This is a genomic window from Stenotrophomonas sp. Steno-Z10-HUANG, assembly GCF_056393075.1.
Map to the genome: position 1 here is coordinate 182906 of NZ_JBWJPA010000003.1, position 16811 is coordinate 199716.

The 16811-nt window shown below is 70.6% G+C and carries 15 protein-coding genes and 1 tRNA gene; 4 read left to right on the forward strand and 12 right to left on the reverse strand.

From position 1 onward, the window contains the following. Nucleotides 1-46: 46 nt before the first annotated feature. Both serC and AC06E6_RS05920 read right to left on the reverse strand, forming a co-directional pair. Nucleotides 47-1132: a phosphoserine transaminase gene (serC, locus tag AC06E6_RS05915; RefSeq protein ID WP_240211983.1), complete on the reverse strand. Its 1086-nt coding sequence runs from the start codon at nucleotides 1130-1132 to the stop codon at nucleotides 47-49. A gap of 141 nt (nucleotides 1133-1273) precedes the next feature. After that, nucleotides 1274-2074, reverse strand: a complete 801-nt coding sequence (locus tag AC06E6_RS05920) for an FHA domain-containing protein (protein ID WP_240211982.1) — start codon at nucleotides 2072-2074, stop codon at nucleotides 1274-1276. 119 nt (nucleotides 2075-2193) lie between these two features. Here AC06E6_RS05920 and AC06E6_RS05925 point away from each other — a divergent pair, with 119 nt between their 5' ends. Both AC06E6_RS05925 and AC06E6_RS05930 read left to right on the forward strand, forming a co-directional pair. Next, nucleotides 2194-2469, forward strand: coding sequence for a polyhydroxyalkanoic acid system family protein (locus AC06E6_RS05925; RefSeq protein ID WP_240211981.1), 276 nt, complete (start codon nucleotides 2194-2196; stop codon nucleotides 2467-2469). Nucleotides 2470-2561: 92 nt separating this feature from the next. Then, entirely contained in the window at nucleotides 2562-3023 is a 462-nt protein-coding gene (locus AC06E6_RS05930) for a phasin family protein (RefSeq protein WP_478060585.1), read from the forward strand. A gap of 185 nt (nucleotides 3024-3208) precedes the next feature. Here the strand turns inward: AC06E6_RS05930 and AC06E6_RS05935 are convergent, their stop codons facing one another. The 4 genes from AC06E6_RS05935 to AC06E6_RS05950 form a co-directional block, all read right to left on the reverse strand. Further along, on the reverse strand, nucleotides 3209-4615 hold the full coding sequence (locus AC06E6_RS05935) for a coniferyl aldehyde dehydrogenase (protein WP_478060586.1): 1407 nt from the start codon (nucleotides 4613-4615) through the stop codon (nucleotides 3209-3211). A 105-nt stretch (nucleotides 4616-4720) separates the two neighbouring features. After that, the gene (locus tag AC06E6_RS05940; RefSeq protein WP_240211978.1) at nucleotides 4721-7183 is read right to left on the reverse strand and encodes a TonB-dependent receptor; all 2463 of its coding nucleotides are present in this window, start codon (nucleotides 7181-7183) and stop codon (nucleotides 4721-4723) included. A 92-nt stretch (nucleotides 7184-7275) separates the two neighbouring features. Further along, the gene (locus tag AC06E6_RS05945) at nucleotides 7276-8403 is read right to left on the reverse strand and encodes an SO2930 family diheme c-type cytochrome (protein WP_240211977.1); all 1128 of its coding nucleotides are present in this window, start codon (nucleotides 8401-8403) and stop codon (nucleotides 7276-7278) included. Between the two features lie 10 nt (nucleotides 8404-8413). Next, complete coding sequence (locus tag AC06E6_RS05950) at nucleotides 8414-9631, reverse strand: parallel beta-helix domain-containing protein (RefSeq protein ID WP_478060588.1); 1218 nt, start codon at nucleotides 9629-9631, stop codon at nucleotides 8414-8416. A gap of 121 nt (nucleotides 9632-9752) precedes the next feature. Between AC06E6_RS05950 and AC06E6_RS05955 the strand changes: the two genes are divergently transcribed. Next, nucleotides 9753-10790 carry an AraC family transcriptional regulator gene (locus tag AC06E6_RS05955; RefSeq protein ID WP_104939021.1) on the forward strand — a complete coding sequence of 346 codons (1038 nt, stop codon included), beginning with the start codon at nucleotides 9753-9755 and terminating at the stop codon, nucleotides 10788-10790. Nucleotides 10791-10917: 127 nt separating this feature from the next. Here AC06E6_RS05955 and pgi read toward each other — a convergent pair whose 3' ends face one another. The 6 genes from pgi to pcnB all read right to left on the reverse strand — a co-directional run bounded on the left by pgi (nucleotide 10918) and on the right by pcnB (nucleotide 16540). Next, complete coding sequence (pgi, locus tag AC06E6_RS05960; RefSeq protein ID WP_240211975.1) at nucleotides 10918-12432, reverse strand: glucose-6-phosphate isomerase; 1515 nt, start codon at nucleotides 12430-12432, stop codon at nucleotides 10918-10920. Next, complete coding sequence (panD, locus tag AC06E6_RS05965) at nucleotides 12429-12809, reverse strand: aspartate 1-decarboxylase (protein WP_104939022.1); 381 nt, start codon at nucleotides 12807-12809, stop codon at nucleotides 12429-12431. Before panD ends, pgi begins: the two co-directional genes overlap by 4 nt. Nucleotides 12810-12989: 180 nt before the next feature. Further along, nucleotides 12990-13829, reverse strand: coding sequence for a pantoate--beta-alanine ligase (panC, locus tag AC06E6_RS05970; RefSeq protein ID WP_104939023.1), 840 nt, complete (start codon nucleotides 13827-13829; stop codon nucleotides 12990-12992). After that, complete coding sequence (panB, locus tag AC06E6_RS05975) at nucleotides 13826-14641, reverse strand: 3-methyl-2-oxobutanoate hydroxymethyltransferase (RefSeq protein ID WP_240211974.1); 816 nt, start codon at nucleotides 14639-14641, stop codon at nucleotides 13826-13828. Before panB ends, panC begins: the two co-directional genes overlap by 4 nt. A 31-nt stretch (nucleotides 14642-14672) precedes the next feature. Continuing rightward, nucleotides 14673-15161, reverse strand: a complete 489-nt coding sequence (gene folK, locus AC06E6_RS05980; RefSeq protein ID WP_104939025.1) for a 2-amino-4-hydroxy-6-hydroxymethyldihydropteridine diphosphokinase — start codon at nucleotides 15159-15161, stop codon at nucleotides 14673-14675. 5 nt (nucleotides 15162-15166) lie between these two features. Continuing rightward, nucleotides 15167-16540 (reverse strand): polynucleotide adenylyltransferase PcnB, encoded by a 1374-nt coding sequence (gene pcnB, locus AC06E6_RS05985; RefSeq protein WP_240211973.1) that lies wholly within the window; start codon nucleotides 16538-16540, stop codon nucleotides 15167-15169. Nucleotides 16541-16581: 41 nt separating this feature from the next. Between pcnB and AC06E6_RS05990 the strand changes: the two genes are divergently transcribed. Then, nucleotides 16582-16656, forward strand: a tRNA-Glu gene (locus AC06E6_RS05990). Nucleotides 16657-16811: the final 155 nt, after the last annotated feature.

Below are 16811 nucleotides of genomic sequence, written 5' to 3' on the forward strand. Positions count from 1 at the left end.
TCGATGACGTCTGCTTTCCGCCGCCCGCGGGCGGCGGCCTGTGGGTTCAACCGTTGCGCTGCTGGAAGTCGCGCATGAACGCCGCCAGCGCCTGCGCGCCTTCCAGCGGCATGGCGTTGTACAGCGAGGCGCGGATGCCGCCGACCGCCTTGTGGCCCTTGAGCGCGAGCAGCCCGGCGGCCCTGGCCTCGGCGACGAAGCGCGCGTCCAGCTCGGCGCTGGGCAGGAAGAACGGGATGTTCATGCGCGAGCGCACGGCCGGCGCCACCTGGTTGCGGTAGAAGCCGCCCGACTGGTCGATGGTGGCGTACACCAGCGATGCCTTGGCGGCGTTGCGGCGCGCGAACTCGGTGGTGCCGCCCTGCGCCAGCATCCACTTCACGGTCAGGCCGAGCAGGTACCAGTTCCAGGTCGGCGGGGTGTTGAGCATGGAGTCGCGCGCGGCGTGCGAGCGGTAGTCGAAGATGTCCGCGCGCGGCTGCCCGGCGCGCTCGAGCAGGTCGCGGCGGATGATGACCACGGCGATGCCGACCGGGCCGAGGTTCTTCTGCGCGCCGGCGTAGATCACGCCGTAGCGCGTGACATCGATCGGCTCGGAGGCGATCGACGAGCTGAAATCGGCCACCAGCGGCACCGCGCCCACGTCCGGCGCATCGCGGAATTCGACGCCATGGATGGTCTCGTTGGCGGTGATGTGCACGTAGGCCGCGGCGTCGGACAGCCGCCACTGCGCGCGCGCGGGGATGTCGCGGAAGCCATCGGCCTCGCCGTCGGCGGCGATGTTCACGTCCACGTACGGCCGCGCCTGCTTGACCGCGGTCTTGCCCCAGTGCCCGCTGACCACGTAGTCCACGCGCTGCCCCGGCGCGGCCAGGTTCAGCGGCAGCAGCGCCTGCTGGGTAGTCGCGCCGCCGCTCAGGAACAGCACGGCGTAGTCATCGGGAATGCCGACCAGGGTGCGCAGGTCGGCTTCGGCCTGCGCCGCCACCTGCATGAAGTCGGCGCTGCGGTGGCTGATCTCGACGATGGACGCGCCCACGCCGTTCCATTCCAACATTTCCGCCTGCGCCTGGCGCAGGACCGATTCCGGCAGCGTCGCGGGGCCGGCACTGAAATTGAACGCGCGCGTCATGTCACACCTGTCCGAGGGGAACCCCAAGTATGCCGCAGCGCAACAGGCTTTGGGGGCGCGGAAAAAGTTGCATCTGCAGCCAATTCGCGGGGCCGCGCGTGGCGCGATGGCGCGGCCGCCATGCGCGGCCGCCGGGGTGGTTCAACGGGCGCCGAACAGCAGCAGTGCGCTGATCGCAGCGCCCAGCAGCAGCGCGCTGAGCAGCAGCCAGGGCCAGCGCCGCGCGCGCGGCCGGGTGTCGTCCGTGGCGGTCTCCGGCTCCACGCCGGGGCTATCGGGCGCCGTGGAGAACGCGGCCGCGTGGACGTCCAGCGGCACTTCCAGCACGAAACGCTGGTTGCCTTCGAACACCACCTGGTCGCCCCCCTGCAGCCAGCAGTGGCGAACCGCGACGCCGTTGACCCGGCATCCCTCCGGCGAACCCAGGTCGCGCAGCAGCACCCGGTCGCCATGGCGCTCGAACCGCGCCTGCCGCTCGGGAAAGGCCGGGTCGTCGATCACCACGTCGGCGCTGCCGTCGCGGCCGAGGGTGCGCGGCCGGTCGAGCGGGTAGCAGCGGCCGTGGTGGCGGCCACCGACGCCGCGCAGCAGCACGCGCAGGTCGTCGCCGTGGTCGCCGCCCGCGGCCGGCGGCTGGGCGACGGCTTCGCACTCGCCGCGCAGTAGCATCTCCACGCCGTCGGCATAGACCGAATCCCCGGCGCGCAGCAATGCCATGCGCCGCACCGGGCGGCCATTGACGTGGATGCCGCGGCTGCCGCTGGCCACCTGCAGCCAGACCCCGCGCTCGTCGGTGCAGAAGCGGGCCAGCAGCAACGGGCCGACGCTGTCGTCGCCCAGGCGGACCTGCCCGCTGGCATCGCGGACGATGCGCTGCACCCCCGGCGCTAGGGGCTGATCCGGTTGCTGGCGATTGCTGAAATGGACTTGCAGGGTGCGCACCGGCGGCAGCCTAGCAGGTTGGCAGAGCGTGCAGAAGCCGGACACGGGGCTTGGACTGTGGCGCGCCGGTCCGCACAATGCCGCACCCGCGTTCCACGCCCGATTGCCAGGAGCCCCGCATGTCCACCATCGATATCCGCCATGCCCACCCGCTGACCGACGAGCGGGCCCGCGACGCCATCGCCGAGGTCGCGCGGAAGCTGCAGGAGCGCTTCGACGTGAGTGCGCGCTGGGAGGGGGACAACCTGCATTTCGCCCGTTCCGGGGTCGACGGAGTGATTGAACTGTTGCCGGGCGCGGTCCGGGTCAAGGCCGAGCTCGGCTTCCTGTTGTCGGCCATGAAGGGCACGGTGGAATCGGAGATCCGGCGGGTGCTGTCCGAAAAGCTGGGCTGAACGGCCGGCACGGGCGCCGCTTCCATCACGCCGCGCTTGCGCCGCCGGCGCTACGGTGGTCCCCGCTCGCCGCAAACGGAGGAACACCCGCAATGACTACCCATGAACACCGCAATCCGGGCCACGAGCCGGGCGCGACCGCGCAGGAGCGTGGCGCCCGCGGCGGCCGCACGCTGGGCGGCTCGGCGCAGCAGGTCTGGCTGGCCGGGCTTGGCGCGCTGTCGCGGGCCCAGGCCGGCGGCAGCCGGCTGTTCGAATCGCTGGTCCGCGAAGGCGAGTCGATGGAGGCCCGCAGCCGCGAGGAATCGCCGCGCGGCGAAAGCCTGCGCGATTCCGTGGAGAACACCCTGGGCAACGCCCGCGAGCGCGCGGCCGGCACTTGGGACCGAGTCGAAAAATCGTTCGAGGACCGGGTGCAGCGGGTGCTGCGACGCATGGACATTCCCAGCCGCTCGGACATCGAGGCACTCAACGCACGCCTGGACGCGCTCAATGCGCGCCTGAACCGGGCCGAAGCGCAGGCCAGCACCCGGCCCTCCCCCGACCACACGTGATGTTGCAAAGCAACATCAACTGAGCAAGAATCCCTACACCCGCCAGCAGTACCGCGCCGTTTGTCTCCCTCCCCTCACGGCGCCGGATGGCGGGTTTTTTGTGCCCGTTCCCCAGGCCGCGGCGCCTGCCCTGCGCCGCAGCCGGCGCCAGCGCCGCGAATTGGGGGGAGCCGGCAGCGGCACGCTCAGCGCACGATCAGGTCGATCAGCCACTGCGCCTGCCGGTAGGGCGGCTTCAGCAGGTCGCCGCCGCTGCGCCGCGCCTGCCACAGGATCGGCAGCTGCTTGCTCATCGCGTCGAAGCCGGCGCGGCCATGGTAGGCGCCCATCCCGCTCGGCCCGATGCCACCGAACGGCAGGTCGTTGATGGCGAAATGGAACAGCGTGTCGTTGACGCAGACGCCGCCGGCCAGGGTGGCCCCCAGGATCCGCTCCACCTGCGCGCGGTCGTGGCTGAACGGGTACAGCGCCAGCGGCCGGTCGTGCGCGTTGACGTAGGCGATGGCCTCGTCCAGCGAGCGCACGCTGCGGATTGGAAACACCGGGCCGAAGATCTCTTCCTGCATCACCGTGGCGTCATCGCCCGGCTCCAGCACCAGCGTCGGCGGGAACAGCCGCTGCACCGGATCGGCCTGGCCCAGTTCGATCACCTCCAGGCCACGGGCGCGGGCATCGTCCACGTAGCCCTGCAGGCGCGCGTACTGGCCGGCGTTGATGATGCGGCTGTAGTCGTCGTTGCCGGCCAGGGCCTGGCCATAGCGCGCACGCACCTGCGCGCGCAGCGCCTGCACCAGCGCGTCGCGCCGCGCCGCGCCCACCAGCACGTAGTCGGGGGCGATGCAGGTCTGCCCGCCGTTGAACCATTTGCCGGTGGCCAGGCGCGCGGCGGCCAGCTCCAGCGGATAGTCGTCGCAGACGATCGCCGGCGATTTGCCGCCCAGTTCGAGGGTCAGCGGGGTCAGGTTCGGCGCGGCGGCCGCCATCACCTTGCGCCCGACCGCGGTGGACCCGGTGAACACCAGGTGGTCGAACGGCAGCGCGGCGAACGCGGCGGCGACCTCGGCCGCGCCCTCGGCGATGGCCACGCGCCCGTCCGGGAACACCTCGACCAGCAGCTCGCGCAGGAACGCGCTGGTGCGCGGGGTGTGTTCGGAGGGCTTCAGGTAGACGTGGTTGCCGGCGGCGATGGCGGTCGCCAGTGGGATCAACGCCAGATTGACCGGATAGTTCCACGGCGAGATCACGCCGACCACGCCGACCGGTTCGGCGCGGATCTCCGCGCGCGCCGGCAGGAACCGCCAGCCCACGCCGACCCGGCGCGGCTTCATCCAGCGGCGCAGGTGCCGGCGCAGGTGGTCGATCTCGTTGAGCACGGCCATGCCGTCGGCGATGCGCGACTCATGCAGCGAACGATGGCCGAAATCGGCGGCGATGGCCTGCGCCATCGCGTCCAGCCGCCGTTTCAGGGCCTGGCGCAGGCGCAGCAGGTCGGCGCTGCGCTGCGCGCGATCCGGCTTGCGCGCCTGCCAGGCCGCGCGCAGGCGGTCCAGGGTGGGGCGCAGTTCGGCAATGGGCGTGGTGGTGGTGTCCATGGGCTCGAGTCTAGAGGCTGCGCCGCGACCGGCGCGAGCGGCGGTTGCATCGGGCGGCATGCCGGGGCTGCGGGGGGCCGCTGCCGCACCCGCGCCCCGGCCGGCTCAGAAGCGGTACATCAGTTCCATGCCGTAGAACCGCGGCTCGCTGATGCCGGCCGCGGTGGTGCCGACCACCGTGGTGCCATAGGTATACAGGCCGTTGACATAGCGGTTGTCGAAGACGTTGTTGGCGTAGGCCGCCACGCTCCAGTGCGTGGACGGCGAGCGCCAGCGCAGGTATAGGTCGGTGCGGTTGCGCTCCTCGCCGATGCTGAAGGCCGGGTAGCGGCCGCAGTTGCCCTGGCTCAGCGAACCGGCGTTGCAGCGCGCGCTGCCGCCATACGCGTGGCGCGCCGACAGCGTCAGCTCGCCATGCGCGCCCAGCGGCACGGTGTAGGCGGCGCCAGCGGCGAAGGACAGGCTCGGCTCGCCGGTCGGCTGCCCGTCGAGGTCGATCCCCTCGGGGGTGACGTAGTTTTTGTAGGTCGAGTCGATCCACTCGGCGGCGACATCCACGCTCAGCCGGTCGCTGGCCTGCCAGCGCGCGCTGAAGTCGATGCCGCGCGCGGCCAGGTCGCTGGTGCTGACCATGTAGCGCGGGATCTCGGACGTCGTGTCCAGGCGGATCGCCTGGCGGTTGTCGTAGACATAGTGGAACACCGACGCCTCGTACTGGATGCGCAGGTCGCGCAGGTCGCGCTTGATGCCGGCCTCGAAGTTCCACACGCTTTCGTTGGCGAAGCTGGCGCCCGGCGAGAACGCGTTGTAGCCGCCGGCCTTGTAGCCCTTGGCCACCGAGGCGAACAGCATGGTGTCGGCCGACGGGTGATAGTCGACGACCAGCCGCGGGCTCCAGTCGCTCCAGGCGTGGCGGGCGCGGTTGGTCACGCCCTTGTTGGCCATCGACACGGGGTCGCTGAACGCCAGGTCGAAGCCCGCCAGGAACGCCGCGTCGATCGCGATCAGGCCATCGCCATCCCCGTCCAGGGCGCACAGGCCCAGCACCGCGCAGGGCAGTGGCTGCGGCAGCACGCCGTACTGCTCCAAGGTCTGCAGCGCCTGGTTGAGGGCGTCGGCGCGGTGGTGGTCGTTGAACCAGGTAAAGGCCTTGCGGTCGCGCGTATAGCGCAGGCCCAGGGTCAGGTTGAGGGTGTCGGTGGCATGCCAGATCACGTCACCGAACACCGCGTAGGCGGTCGAATCGAGCGTGTTGTCGTAGGCTTCGCGCCACGGATGGCCGAACAGCTGCACCGGGATGCCGTAGTAGTCGGCCGCGTCCTGCAGCATGCCGAACAGGGGCAGGCCGTACAGTCCGGCGGCGGCGGTGTTGATGCTGTCGCTGGTCAGGTCGACCACGCTGGACTGGCTGGCCTTTTCCTGGAACCAGCTGGTGCCGGCCACCCAGTCCAGTCGCCCGCTGGTGCCGCTGAACTTGAACTCCTGGTACCAGGTGGTGTTGTCCTCGATGTTGATGGTGTCCAGGTACAGCTCGCGGCGGCGGGTGCCGTCTTCCTCGGCGCGGTTGTAGGTGTCGAAGCTGCGCCAGGCGCTGGTCGACACCAGGTGGCCCCATTCGAACGCGTGGTCCAGGATCAGCGTCGCGCCATCGAAGGTGCGGGTTTCGTTGTTGTCCACCACGTCGGTGTAGGCGGCGTGGCCGACCGGGTCCTGATAGCCGGCCGGGTCGGCGGGCACCGGTGGCACGCCCGGCGCCGGCGGCAGCGCGACGATGCCGATCGCCGGGCGCGAGCGCTGGTCCAGGTCCTCGTGGTCCCAGCTCAGCAGCATCTGCGTGTTGTCGCCGATGTCCCAGCGCAACGCGGCGCGCGCGGCCCAGTTGCGGCCGTCGTCCAGCGGCCGGCCGGTGGCGGCGTCCCTGATCCAGCCGTCGCTGCGGCTGTCCATGGCATTGAGGCGGAAGGCCACGGTGTCGCCGGCCGGCAGGTTGAGCATGCCATCGACGTACTGCTTGCCATGGTTGCCGAGGCGTACCCGCGCGCGGCCTTCAGGCGTGTCGCCCGGGCGCTTGGTCACGATGGACACCGCGCCGGCGGCGGTGTTGCGACCGAACAGGGTGCCCTGCGGCCCCTTCAGCACCTCGATGCGTTCCACGTCCAGGAACGGCAGCACGGTGCCGCCGCCGCGGCCGGCATAGACGCCGTCGACATAGACGCCGACCGTGGGGTCGGTGCCGATGCCGAAGTCGCCGGTACTCAGCCCGCGCAGCTTGAAACTGGCCTGGGTCGGCTGGTCGTCGCTGATCGACAGCCCGGGGACGAAGCTGTCCAGGTCGCCCAGGTTCTCGGCCATGGTCTGTTCGATGACGTTTTCGCCGACGACCTGCAGGGCGATGGGGACGTCCTTGAGTTCCTGCTCGCGGCTCTGCGCGGTGACCACGATCCGGTCCAGCTCGACCGCCTCCGGCGGCGGGTGCTGCGCCTGCGCCTGCACGGCCAGCGCCGGCGTGGCCAGCAACGAGGTCAGCAGCGCCCTGCGGACGCCGCGCGACAATCTGTTGTACGTCATCGCGTTCCCCTTTCCCATGTGAGTTGCCCCCTTGCGACCCGGGACGCGGCACGGCCAGCACCGCCGGTTCCCGGTGTGTGCCCCGTCCGGCGCTAGGCGCCGCAGTCCTGCGCGGCCATCGCCGCGATCCACTGCCGTATCAGCGCCACGCCCTCCTCGTGGACAAGCGCGCGCCCCAGTTCCGGCATCATCACGCCCGGGTCGGTGCTTTCCATCCGGTAGGTCAGGATCGAATCGTCCGGCGCGCCGGGCACGATGTCCCAGGCCCGGTTGCCGGTGCCCTGCCCCGCGGCGATCGGCAGTTTGCAGCGGCCGATGCGCAGCGGATCGTGGGTGTTGGCATCCAGCCACATGCCCGAGGTGCGGGCCGCGCCCTTGTCGCTGTGGCAGTGCCCGCAGTTGATGTCCAGGTACGCGCGGGCGCGCGCTTCCAGCGGCGCCTGCGGGTCGTTCCAGGCAACGTTGCGCGGCAGCGTGCCGGCCGGCACGTCGACCAGCTGGCCGAGCGCCTGCCAGTGCCGCAGCTGGTTGGCCTTGCCGGAGGCGTAGGCGAAGTCGTGGTTCAGATGCCGCGCCTTCGGCCCGATCGGGGAAATCTGCCTGGACCTGAGGTCGGTGCCGTGGCAGCCGGCGCACTGGTTCTCGTCCGGCACCAGGTAGTCCAGCTGCTGCCGCCGGCCATCCGCACCGGCCAGGGTCAGCGGCACCAGGTCGCCGGTGCGCATCAGCCGCGCCTCGGTCTGCGCGTCGTTCCACACATAGGGCAATGCCAGCCAGCCCGAGGCACGGCGCACCAGCAGCCGCGTCTCCACCAGCCGCACCCTGTCCAGCGTCAGCCCGCCATCGGGCTCGGCGCCGGTGTCGGCGCTGCGCAGCACGGTGCCGTCATCGCCACGCGGGTAGTAGAACGTCTTGCTGATGATGGTGCCGACCGGGAAATCCAGCGCCCCGTCCGGCTGGTAGCGCGCGGCGCTGCCCGCCGGCATCCACACCGTGCGCAGCTTGTGCGCGTAGTCGGTGAACAGCGCCGAATCCAGGTCGTACGGCAGCACCCGCGCGTTGAGCCGCAGCCGGCCATCGGCCACGTACAGCACGTTCCACTCGGCCAGGCGCTCGGGCTGGCCGTCGGCGAAGAAGCGTACCGGCTCCGGCGCCGGGGCGCGGGCGCAACCCGCCAGCAGCAGTGCGGCCAGCGCCAGCAGCGGGCGATGCAACGGCATGCGCACCCCCTCAACCACGCTTCAGGTCGACCGCCGGCAGCGACGGCAGCGTGCAGTCGTAGGGCCTGGCGTCCTTGCTCGGGTTCTTGTAGCCGCCGGGGCCGTCGGCGTTGAGCACGCCGGAGACGTCGCGCAGGCAGATCTGCGGGCCTTCGGCGCGGCGCGGGTTGACGTAACCGTCGAACAGCACGTCCGGGAAGCTGCCGGTGAGGCCGTACATCGCCACCTTCAGCGCCTTGAAGTCCATCCGGTCGGGTGAATCGCCGCCACCGGACAGGCGGTTGCCGTGCACGTGGATCCGCTCGGGATACGGATCGAACGCACCGGAGGCCTTGTCGTCCTTGTAGCCGGTGGAATACACGCTGGACACGATGATGTTGGCGGTGCGGTTGCCGGCGATATCGTTGTCGAAGATCTCGATGTTGTCGTTGGAGTTGATCACCACGCCGCTGCCGGCCGGCACGCTGGCCACCGGCGTGCCCTTGGCGCCGAAATTGTCGTGGTTGTTCTCCACCACCTTGTTGCGGAACACCCGGATCGCATCGCCCTGCTGGGTCAGCGCCGGCATGTTGAACACCAGGATGCCGCCGGTGTTGCCGGTGGCCTGGTTGTCGTGGACGTCGGCGTTGATGGTGTTCTCGATCTCGATGCCGGCCACGTTGCGTTCGGCGCGGTTGTTGCGGACGATGACGTCGCGCGACTGGCCGACGTAGATGCCCGAGTCCGAGGCGCCGATGGCCACCGAGTCCTCGATCAGCACGTTCCTGCACAGCACCGGGTACAGGCCGTAGCCACCGTTGCTGGTGCTGGGCCCGCCGGTCCACTCCACCCGCACGCCGCGCACGGTGACGTTCTCGCACTGGCTGATCTTGAAGCCGTCGCCCTTGCTGTCCTCGATCGCCAGGTTCTCCAGGGTGAAGCCATTGGCGTTCACCAGCAGGCCCTCGGCGCCGGCCTTCTGCCCCTTGAAGCTGAGGATGGATTTGTCCATGCCCCTGCCGCGCAGGGTGACGTTGTCCACCCGCAGGCTGAGGCTGCGGTCGAAGCGGAAGGTGCCTTCGGGCACCTCGATCACGTCGCCGGGCTGGGCGTCGAGCAGCTTCTGCTGCAACAGCCTGGCGAAGCCGGCATCGCCGGGCGCCGTTGCCGGGGCCTCGGGAGTCTTCTGGCAAGCGGAGAGCAATAGCGCAAGTGCGCCGATCGTGCCGACAAGAATGCTGCGCTGCATGAATTCTCTCCCGTACGTGCTCGCCAAGTCTGGGCCGCAGTCTGGTGCGGCGGGGCACATTGCGCGAAGGGCATAAGCGGCATACAAAGGGGGGCAAACCGGACAATCGGAAGGACCTCGGATGCGTTTGACCACCGCAATCGGCGATGACCTGTCCTCCGCCGACCGACCGACCAACATCCTCTGCGGGCTGATGCAGTTCGCCGCCGAGAGGGCAATCGACTGCAGCGCCTGGTTCGCCGGCACCCGCCTGCAACCCGAGGAAATCAGCAATCCCGACACCCGCATCTCGTACCGCCAGGCGAGCACGGTGATCCGCCGCGCGCTGGCGGCACTGGCCGTGGAGGGCCTGGGCCTGGAGCTCGGCGGCCGCCAGAACCTGGGCAACTTCGGGCTGCTCGGGCTGGCGATGAAGACCGCCCCCGATTTCGGCGAGGCGGTGCGCGTCGGCCTGGCCTACCAGCGCAACAGCGGCGCGCTGATGGACATCACCCTGGCCGAGCATGGCGACGGCTGCGTGGCGGCGGTCGCCAGCGCGCCGGACGAAGCCCACGACCTGCAGCCGTTCCTGTGCGAGGAGCTGTTTGCAAGCGTGCTGCAACTGGTGCGCGAGCTGGTCGGCCCGGGGTTCCAGCCGCAGCGCCTGGAACTGGGCTACCCGGCGCCGCGCCATGCACAGCGCTACCGCGACCTGTTCGGCTGCGAGGTGCGTTTCGAACAGTCGCGGCATGCGCTGGTGATCGACCGGCGCTGGCTGGAGCTGCCCTTCACCAGCTACAACCCGGTGACCTCGAACCAGGTGATGACCCTGTGCCGCATGCAGATGGATGCGCGGCCGGTCTGCGGCGAGACCACCGCCGCGCTGGAAAGCCACCTGCGCACGCGCCTGCGCGAGAACCCGCAGATGGCAGAGATGGCCGCGGCGCTGCACCTGAGCGAACGCACCCTGCGCCGGCAGCTGGCCGAGGAAGGCACCTCGTTCAGCGCGATCCACGACCGCGTGCGCACTAAGCGGGCGATGGAACTGCTGCGCGACCCGACGCTGTCCATCGTCGCCATCGGTGGCCGGCTGGGGTTCAACGACGCCCGCGAGTTCCGCCGCGCGTTCAAGCGCTGGACTGGGCGCGCACCGAGCCAGGCACGGCGCGCCGGCGATTGAAGGCAGGCAGGGCCGCGGGTGCAGCGCACCTTGACGGATGCCGGCGGCAGGACGGACGACGCCGCGCATCACTGCGCGGCGTCGGTCCTGCCTCCATGGCCCGGCACCCAGCGCCGGGCGCGACCGCTCAGCCGCGCAGCTGGGCCAGCGCCTCGCGCGTCATCGGATCGGCGATCTCCACCGCCCCGCCCTGCAGCGCCGGCAACAGCTGGTTGGCCAACTGCTTGCCCAGCTCGACGCCGAACTGGTCGAAGGCGTTGATGCCCCACACCAGCGACTGCACGTAGACCGCATGCTCGTACATGGCCACCAGCGCGCCCAGCGCGCGCGGGGTGAGCGCGTCGAGCAGGATCAGCGTGCTCGGGCGGCCACCGGGATAGCGGCGGTGCGGATCGTCGCTGTCCTGGCCGTTGGCCAGCGCCTCGGTCTGCGCCAGCAGGTTGGCCAGCAGCGCCTGGTGGTTGAGCGTGTACGGGTCGTCGCCGCGCACGCAGCCGATGAAATCGGCCGGCACGATGCTGGTGCCCTGGTGCAGCGCCTGGAAGAAGCTGTGCTGCACGTCGGTGCCCGCCCCGCCCCACCACACCGGCACGGTGTCGGCTTCGACCGGGCTGCCGTCGAGCCGGACCCGCTTGCCCAGGCTTTCCATCACCAGCTGCTGCAGGTACGCCGGCAGCAGCGCCAGGCGCTGGTCGTAGGTCATCACCGCGTGGGTGGCGTAACCCAGCGCGTTGCGGTTCCAGATGTCGGTCAGCGCGTGCAGCACCGGCAGGTTGCGCTCCAGCGGCGCGCTGGCCGCATGCGCGTCCATTTCCGCGGCGCCGGCCAGCAGCTGGCCGAAGCGCTCGAAGCCGATCGCCAGCGCGATCGGGAACCCCACCGCCGACCACAGCGAATAGCGGCCGCCGACCCAGTCCCACATGGGCAGCACGCGCGCGGCGTCGATGTCGAACGTGCCGGCGGCGCGGTCGGGATTGGCGCTGACCGCGTACAGCCGGTCGCTGCCGCCCAGCCAGTCGCGCAGGATCGCGCCGTTGAGCAGCGTTTCCTGGGTGCCGAAAGTCTTGGAGATCAGGATGCCGGCGGTGGTGGCCGGATGGAGCGTGGCCAGCGTGCGCTGCATCGCCGCGCCGTCGACATTGGAGACGAAGTGCACGCGGAAGCGCGCGCCGCTGGCCGGGCGCAGCGCATCGGCCACCAGCCGCGGGCCGAGGTCCGAACCGCCGATGCCGACGCTGACGATGTCGGTGACGTTGCTGGCCTCCAGTGCCTGCACCAGCGCGCCCATGCGCGCCTGCACGGCCGCCGCTTCGGCATGCGCCGCCACCGCCGCGGGGGCATCGCTGGCAGCACCGCGCAACGCGCTGTGCAGCACCGCACGGTCTTCGGTCAGGTTGATCCGAGCGCCGCCGAACAGGCGCGCGAAGCCGCCGGCGACGTCGCGCGCGGCGGCCAGGTCCAGCAGTGCCTGCAGGGCGGCGCGGTCATATGTCTGCCGCGCGAAGTTCACGTACAACGGACCGACCTTGAACGCCAAGGATTTCACCCGGTCCGGCTCGGCGGCCAACAGCGAGGGAATACCCGTGCCCTGCAGACGCTGGGCGTGGGCGTGCAATGCGGTCAATCCGTTGTGCGTGGTCATGCGGCCTGTGTGGGGATGGAGTGGTTGGTGTGGGTGATGCGGTTGTTGCCGTCGACATACACCAGCTTGGGCTGGAAGCTGTCGGCCTCGGCCTCGCTCATGCCGGCGAAGGCGGCGATGATGATGATGTCGCCCACCTGCACGTGGCGCGCGGCGCCGCCGTTGAGCGAGATCACCCCGCTGCCGGCCTCGGCGCGGATGGCATAGGTGGAGAAACGCGCGCCGTTGGTCACGTCCCAGATGTGCACCTGTTCGAACTCGCGGATGCCGGTGGCTTCCAGCAGGTCGCCGTCGATCGCGATGGAGCCTTCGTAGTTCAGCTCCGAGTGGGTGACGGTGGCGCGGTGGATCTTGGTCTTGAGCAGGGAAAGTTGCATGGCGATGCCGGGAAACTGCGATAGAAAGCACGCAGTCTAGCACCGGCGGGGGCCCTTGCCCGCACTGCAACATGAGCGGCCCTGCCCGCCCGCGCGGGCAGCGAAATGGCGCCACGAGGGCGCCATTGCAGGACATCGGAGCGCATCGGCCGGGACAACGGCGGTCCCGGCCGGGGCGGGTCAGAACTCGATGTTGTCGATCAACCGGGTGCTGCCCAGGCGGGCGGCGACCAGGGCCACGCGGGCGCCTGCGTCCTCGCCCGGCTCGCCCAGGTCCGGCAGCCGCACCACCGCGTAGTCGACCTGGAACCCGGCCGCCTGCAGCCGTGCCGCGCCCTCGGCCTCGACCTGCGCCCGCGGGGTGCCGGCCCGGCTGGCGTCGCGCATGCCCAGCAGCACCTGGCGGATCACCGCGGCCTGCGGGCGGGTATCGGCGGTCAGGTACTGGTTGCGCGAGCTCATCGCCAGGCCGTCGTCCTCGCGCACGATGTCGCCGCCGACGATCTCGATCGGGAATGCTAGGTCGGCCACCATCTGCCGGATCACCGCCAGTTGCTGGTAGTCCTTGCGCCCGAACGCGGCCATGTCCGGCTGCACCTGGTTGAACAGGCGCGCGACAACGGTGCACACGCCGTCGAAATGGCCCGGGCGGTGGGCGCCCTCGAGCAGCGCGCTGACCCCCGGCACGTGCACCTTGGCCGCCAGCTCCACGCCGAACGGATACATCGATTCGACCGTGGGCAGCCAGAGCACGTCGCAGCCGGCCTGCTCAAGCCCGCTGGTGTCCGCCTCGGGGGTGCGCGGGTAGCGGGTGAAGTCCTCGTTCGGGCCGAACTGGGTCGGGTTGACGAATACGCTGGACACCACCCGGTCGGCGTGCCGGCGCGCCAGCGTGACCAGCGAATAGTGGCCGGCGTGCAGGTTGCCCATGGTCGGCACGAAGCCCACCCGCAGCCCCTGTCGCTTCCAGCCGCCGACGATGGCGCGCAGCCGGGAAAGTTCGGTGACGGTCTCGATCATGATGCGTACGCATGCTCCGCGTCGGGGAAGGTACCGGCGCGGACCGCGTCGGCGTAGGCGCGGACGGCGCCGGCCACCGAACCGCCTTCGGCAAGGAAATCCTTGACGAACTTGGGCCGGCGGTGGCCACTGTCCAGGCCGAGGAAATCGTGCATCACCAGCACTTGGCCGTCGCAGCCGGGGCCGGCGCCGATGCCGATGGTGGGGATCGCCACGTCGGCGGTGACCTGCGCGGCCAGCGGCGACGGCACGCATTCGAGCACCAGCAGCGCGGCGCCGGTGGCGGCCACCGCGCGGGCGTCGGCCCGCAGCCGCTCGGCGGCTTCGCCGCGCCCCTGCACCTTGAAGCCGCCCAGGGTCAGCACCGACTGCGGGGTCAGGCCCAGGTGCGAGCACACCGGGATCTCGCGCTCGACCAGGTAACGGATCACGTCCAGCTTGAAGCCGGCGCCCTCGATCTTGACCATCTCCGCGCCGGCGCGCAGCAGCTGCAGCGAGGCCTCGAACGCACGCTCGGGGGTGGCATCGGCGCCGAACGGCAGGTCGGCCACCAGCAGCGCGCGCTGCAGTACCCGCGCCACCGCGGTGGTGTGGTAGGCGATGTCGGCCACGGTGACCGGCAGGGTCGAATCATGCCCCTGCACCACCATGCCCAGCGAATCGCCGATCAGGATCAGGTCGACCCCGTTGGCATCGAACGTGCGGGCGAAACCGGCGTCGTAGGCGGTCAACATCACCAGCTTCTGGCCATTGCGCTTGGCCTCGGCCAGCGCCGGGACGGTCCAGGGCTTGCTGTCTGCGTGGGTGCTCATGTGGGGATAACGATCGGTGATGAGCCGCGCATTATCCCCCTATCGGCGTGATACCGCAGGTTTCGATGGCAGCCAGCGCGCCACGCACCGTTCCATGGCCGGGAATCACCGCCTCCGGCGCCACCTCGGCCAGCGGCAGCAGGGCGAAAGCGCGCTCATGCAGGTGCGGATGCGGCACCTTGAGCTGCGGCAGGTCGATCACCTGCGCCGCGTACAGCAGCAGGTCCAGGTCGAGCGTGCGCGGGCCCCAGCGCTCGCCGGCCATGCGCACGCGGCCGAACGCCTGCTCGGTCGCCAGCAGGCGCTCCAGCAGGGCCGGCGCCGGCAGCGTGGTCTCCAGCGCCACCGCGGCATTGATGAAATCCGGCTGGTCCTCGTTGCCCCAGGCCGGGGTGCGGTACAGCCGCGACGCGGCCAGCAGGCGGCAGCCCGGCAGCGTCGCCAACGCCTGCACCGCCGCACGCACGGTGGCCGGCGCATCGCCGAGGTTGGCGCCCAGGCCCACGCACGCCATGACCATGGCGCTTACTCGCCCGCGGCGGCGCTGCTGCGGCGACGGCGGCGGCGACGCCGCGGGGCCGCGCCCTCCTCGGCAGCGCCCTCGGCCTGCAGCGAGTCCAGCGACGACTCCAGTTCGCGCCCGGACTGCTGCTGCGCCTCGCGCCAGAACGCGATGTCGGCGGCATGTTCACTGGACGCGGCCTGGCGCAGCACCAGGAAATCGAACGCGGCGCGGAAACGCGGATGGGTCAGGGTGCGGAACACGCGCTTGCGCTGGCGCGAGGCGAAGCGCGACTGCAGCAGCCAGATTTCCTGCATCGGCAACGAGAACCGGCGCGGCAGCGCGATGGTGGTGAGCTGGTGCAGGGTCACCCGGTCGGCGGCGCGGCGCTGCGCCTCTTCCGGCGCCAGCCCCTGCCGCTGCAGGGCGATCAGGGTGCGGCAGAACGCCGGCCACAGCAGCAGCGCGAACAGGAACGCCGGCGACACCGGCTCGTCGTTGGCCACGCGCTCATCGGTGCTGCGCAGCCCCTCGATCACGAAGCGGCGCAGGGCCCCGCTGCGGTTGCTCTTCAGCGCGGCCGCGCTCTCCGGGAACAGGACCGGCAGCAGGCCATGGCGCTCCAGGCCCTCGAAACTGGCCACGCCGTGCCCGGACAGGAACAGCTTGAGCACTTCCTCGAACAGCCGTGCCGGCGCCGCCTCTTCCAGCAGCCCGGCCAGGCGCGGGATCGGCTCGGCCGTGGCCGGCTCGATCCCGAAATCGAGCTTGGCCGCCAGCCGCACCGCGCGCAGCATGCGCACCGGGTCCTCGCGGTAGCGCTGCTCGGGGTCGCCGATCAGCTTCATGCGCCGCGCCAGCACGTCCTCGAAGCCGCCGACGTAGTCGCGTACCGAGAAATCCTCGATGGCGTAATACAGGGCGTTGCAGGTGAAGTCGCGGCGCACCGCGTCGTCCTCGATGCTGCCGTAGACGTTGTCGCGCACCAGCATGCCGTTCTCGACCTCGCGGTCGCCGCTGCCGTCGTCGATGTTGGCGCGGAAGGTCGCGACCTCGATGATCTCGCGGCCGAACACCACGTGCGCCAGGCGGAAGCGGCGGCCGATCAGCCGGCAGTTGCGGAACAGCTGCTTGATCTGCTCCGGCGTGGCATCGGTGGCCACGTCGAAATCCTTGGGCCGCCCCCCTACCAGCAGGTCGCGGACGGCGCCGCCGACCAGGTAGGCACCGAACCCGGCCTCGCGCAGGCGGTAGAGCACACGCAGGGCGTTGGGACTGACGTCCTTGCGCGAAATGGTGTGCTGGTCGCGCGGGATGACGCGCAGGGTGAACGGCGTTGTAACTGTGGAATTGATGTTGGCGATTCCGGTTGGGGTTGCAGGGTTGCCTGACGGCAAACAGGTGCATATACTAGCGCGCTCGCCGGACGCGACCAAACGCTCCCTTCGTCTAGTGGTTAGGACGTGGCCCTCTCAAGGCTAAAACAGGGGTTCGAGTCCCCTAGGGAGCGCCAACTCCGTCCGCGAAATCAAAAAGCCCCGCCCGTGCGGGGTTTTTTGTTGCCCGCGCCCTCGCCACCGGCGCATCGCGGCGGCGCCACCAGCGCAGGCCGGCCGCCGCGCCCTGGCACACGCCACGGGCATGGCCGGCGCGCAACAGCCGGCGCGA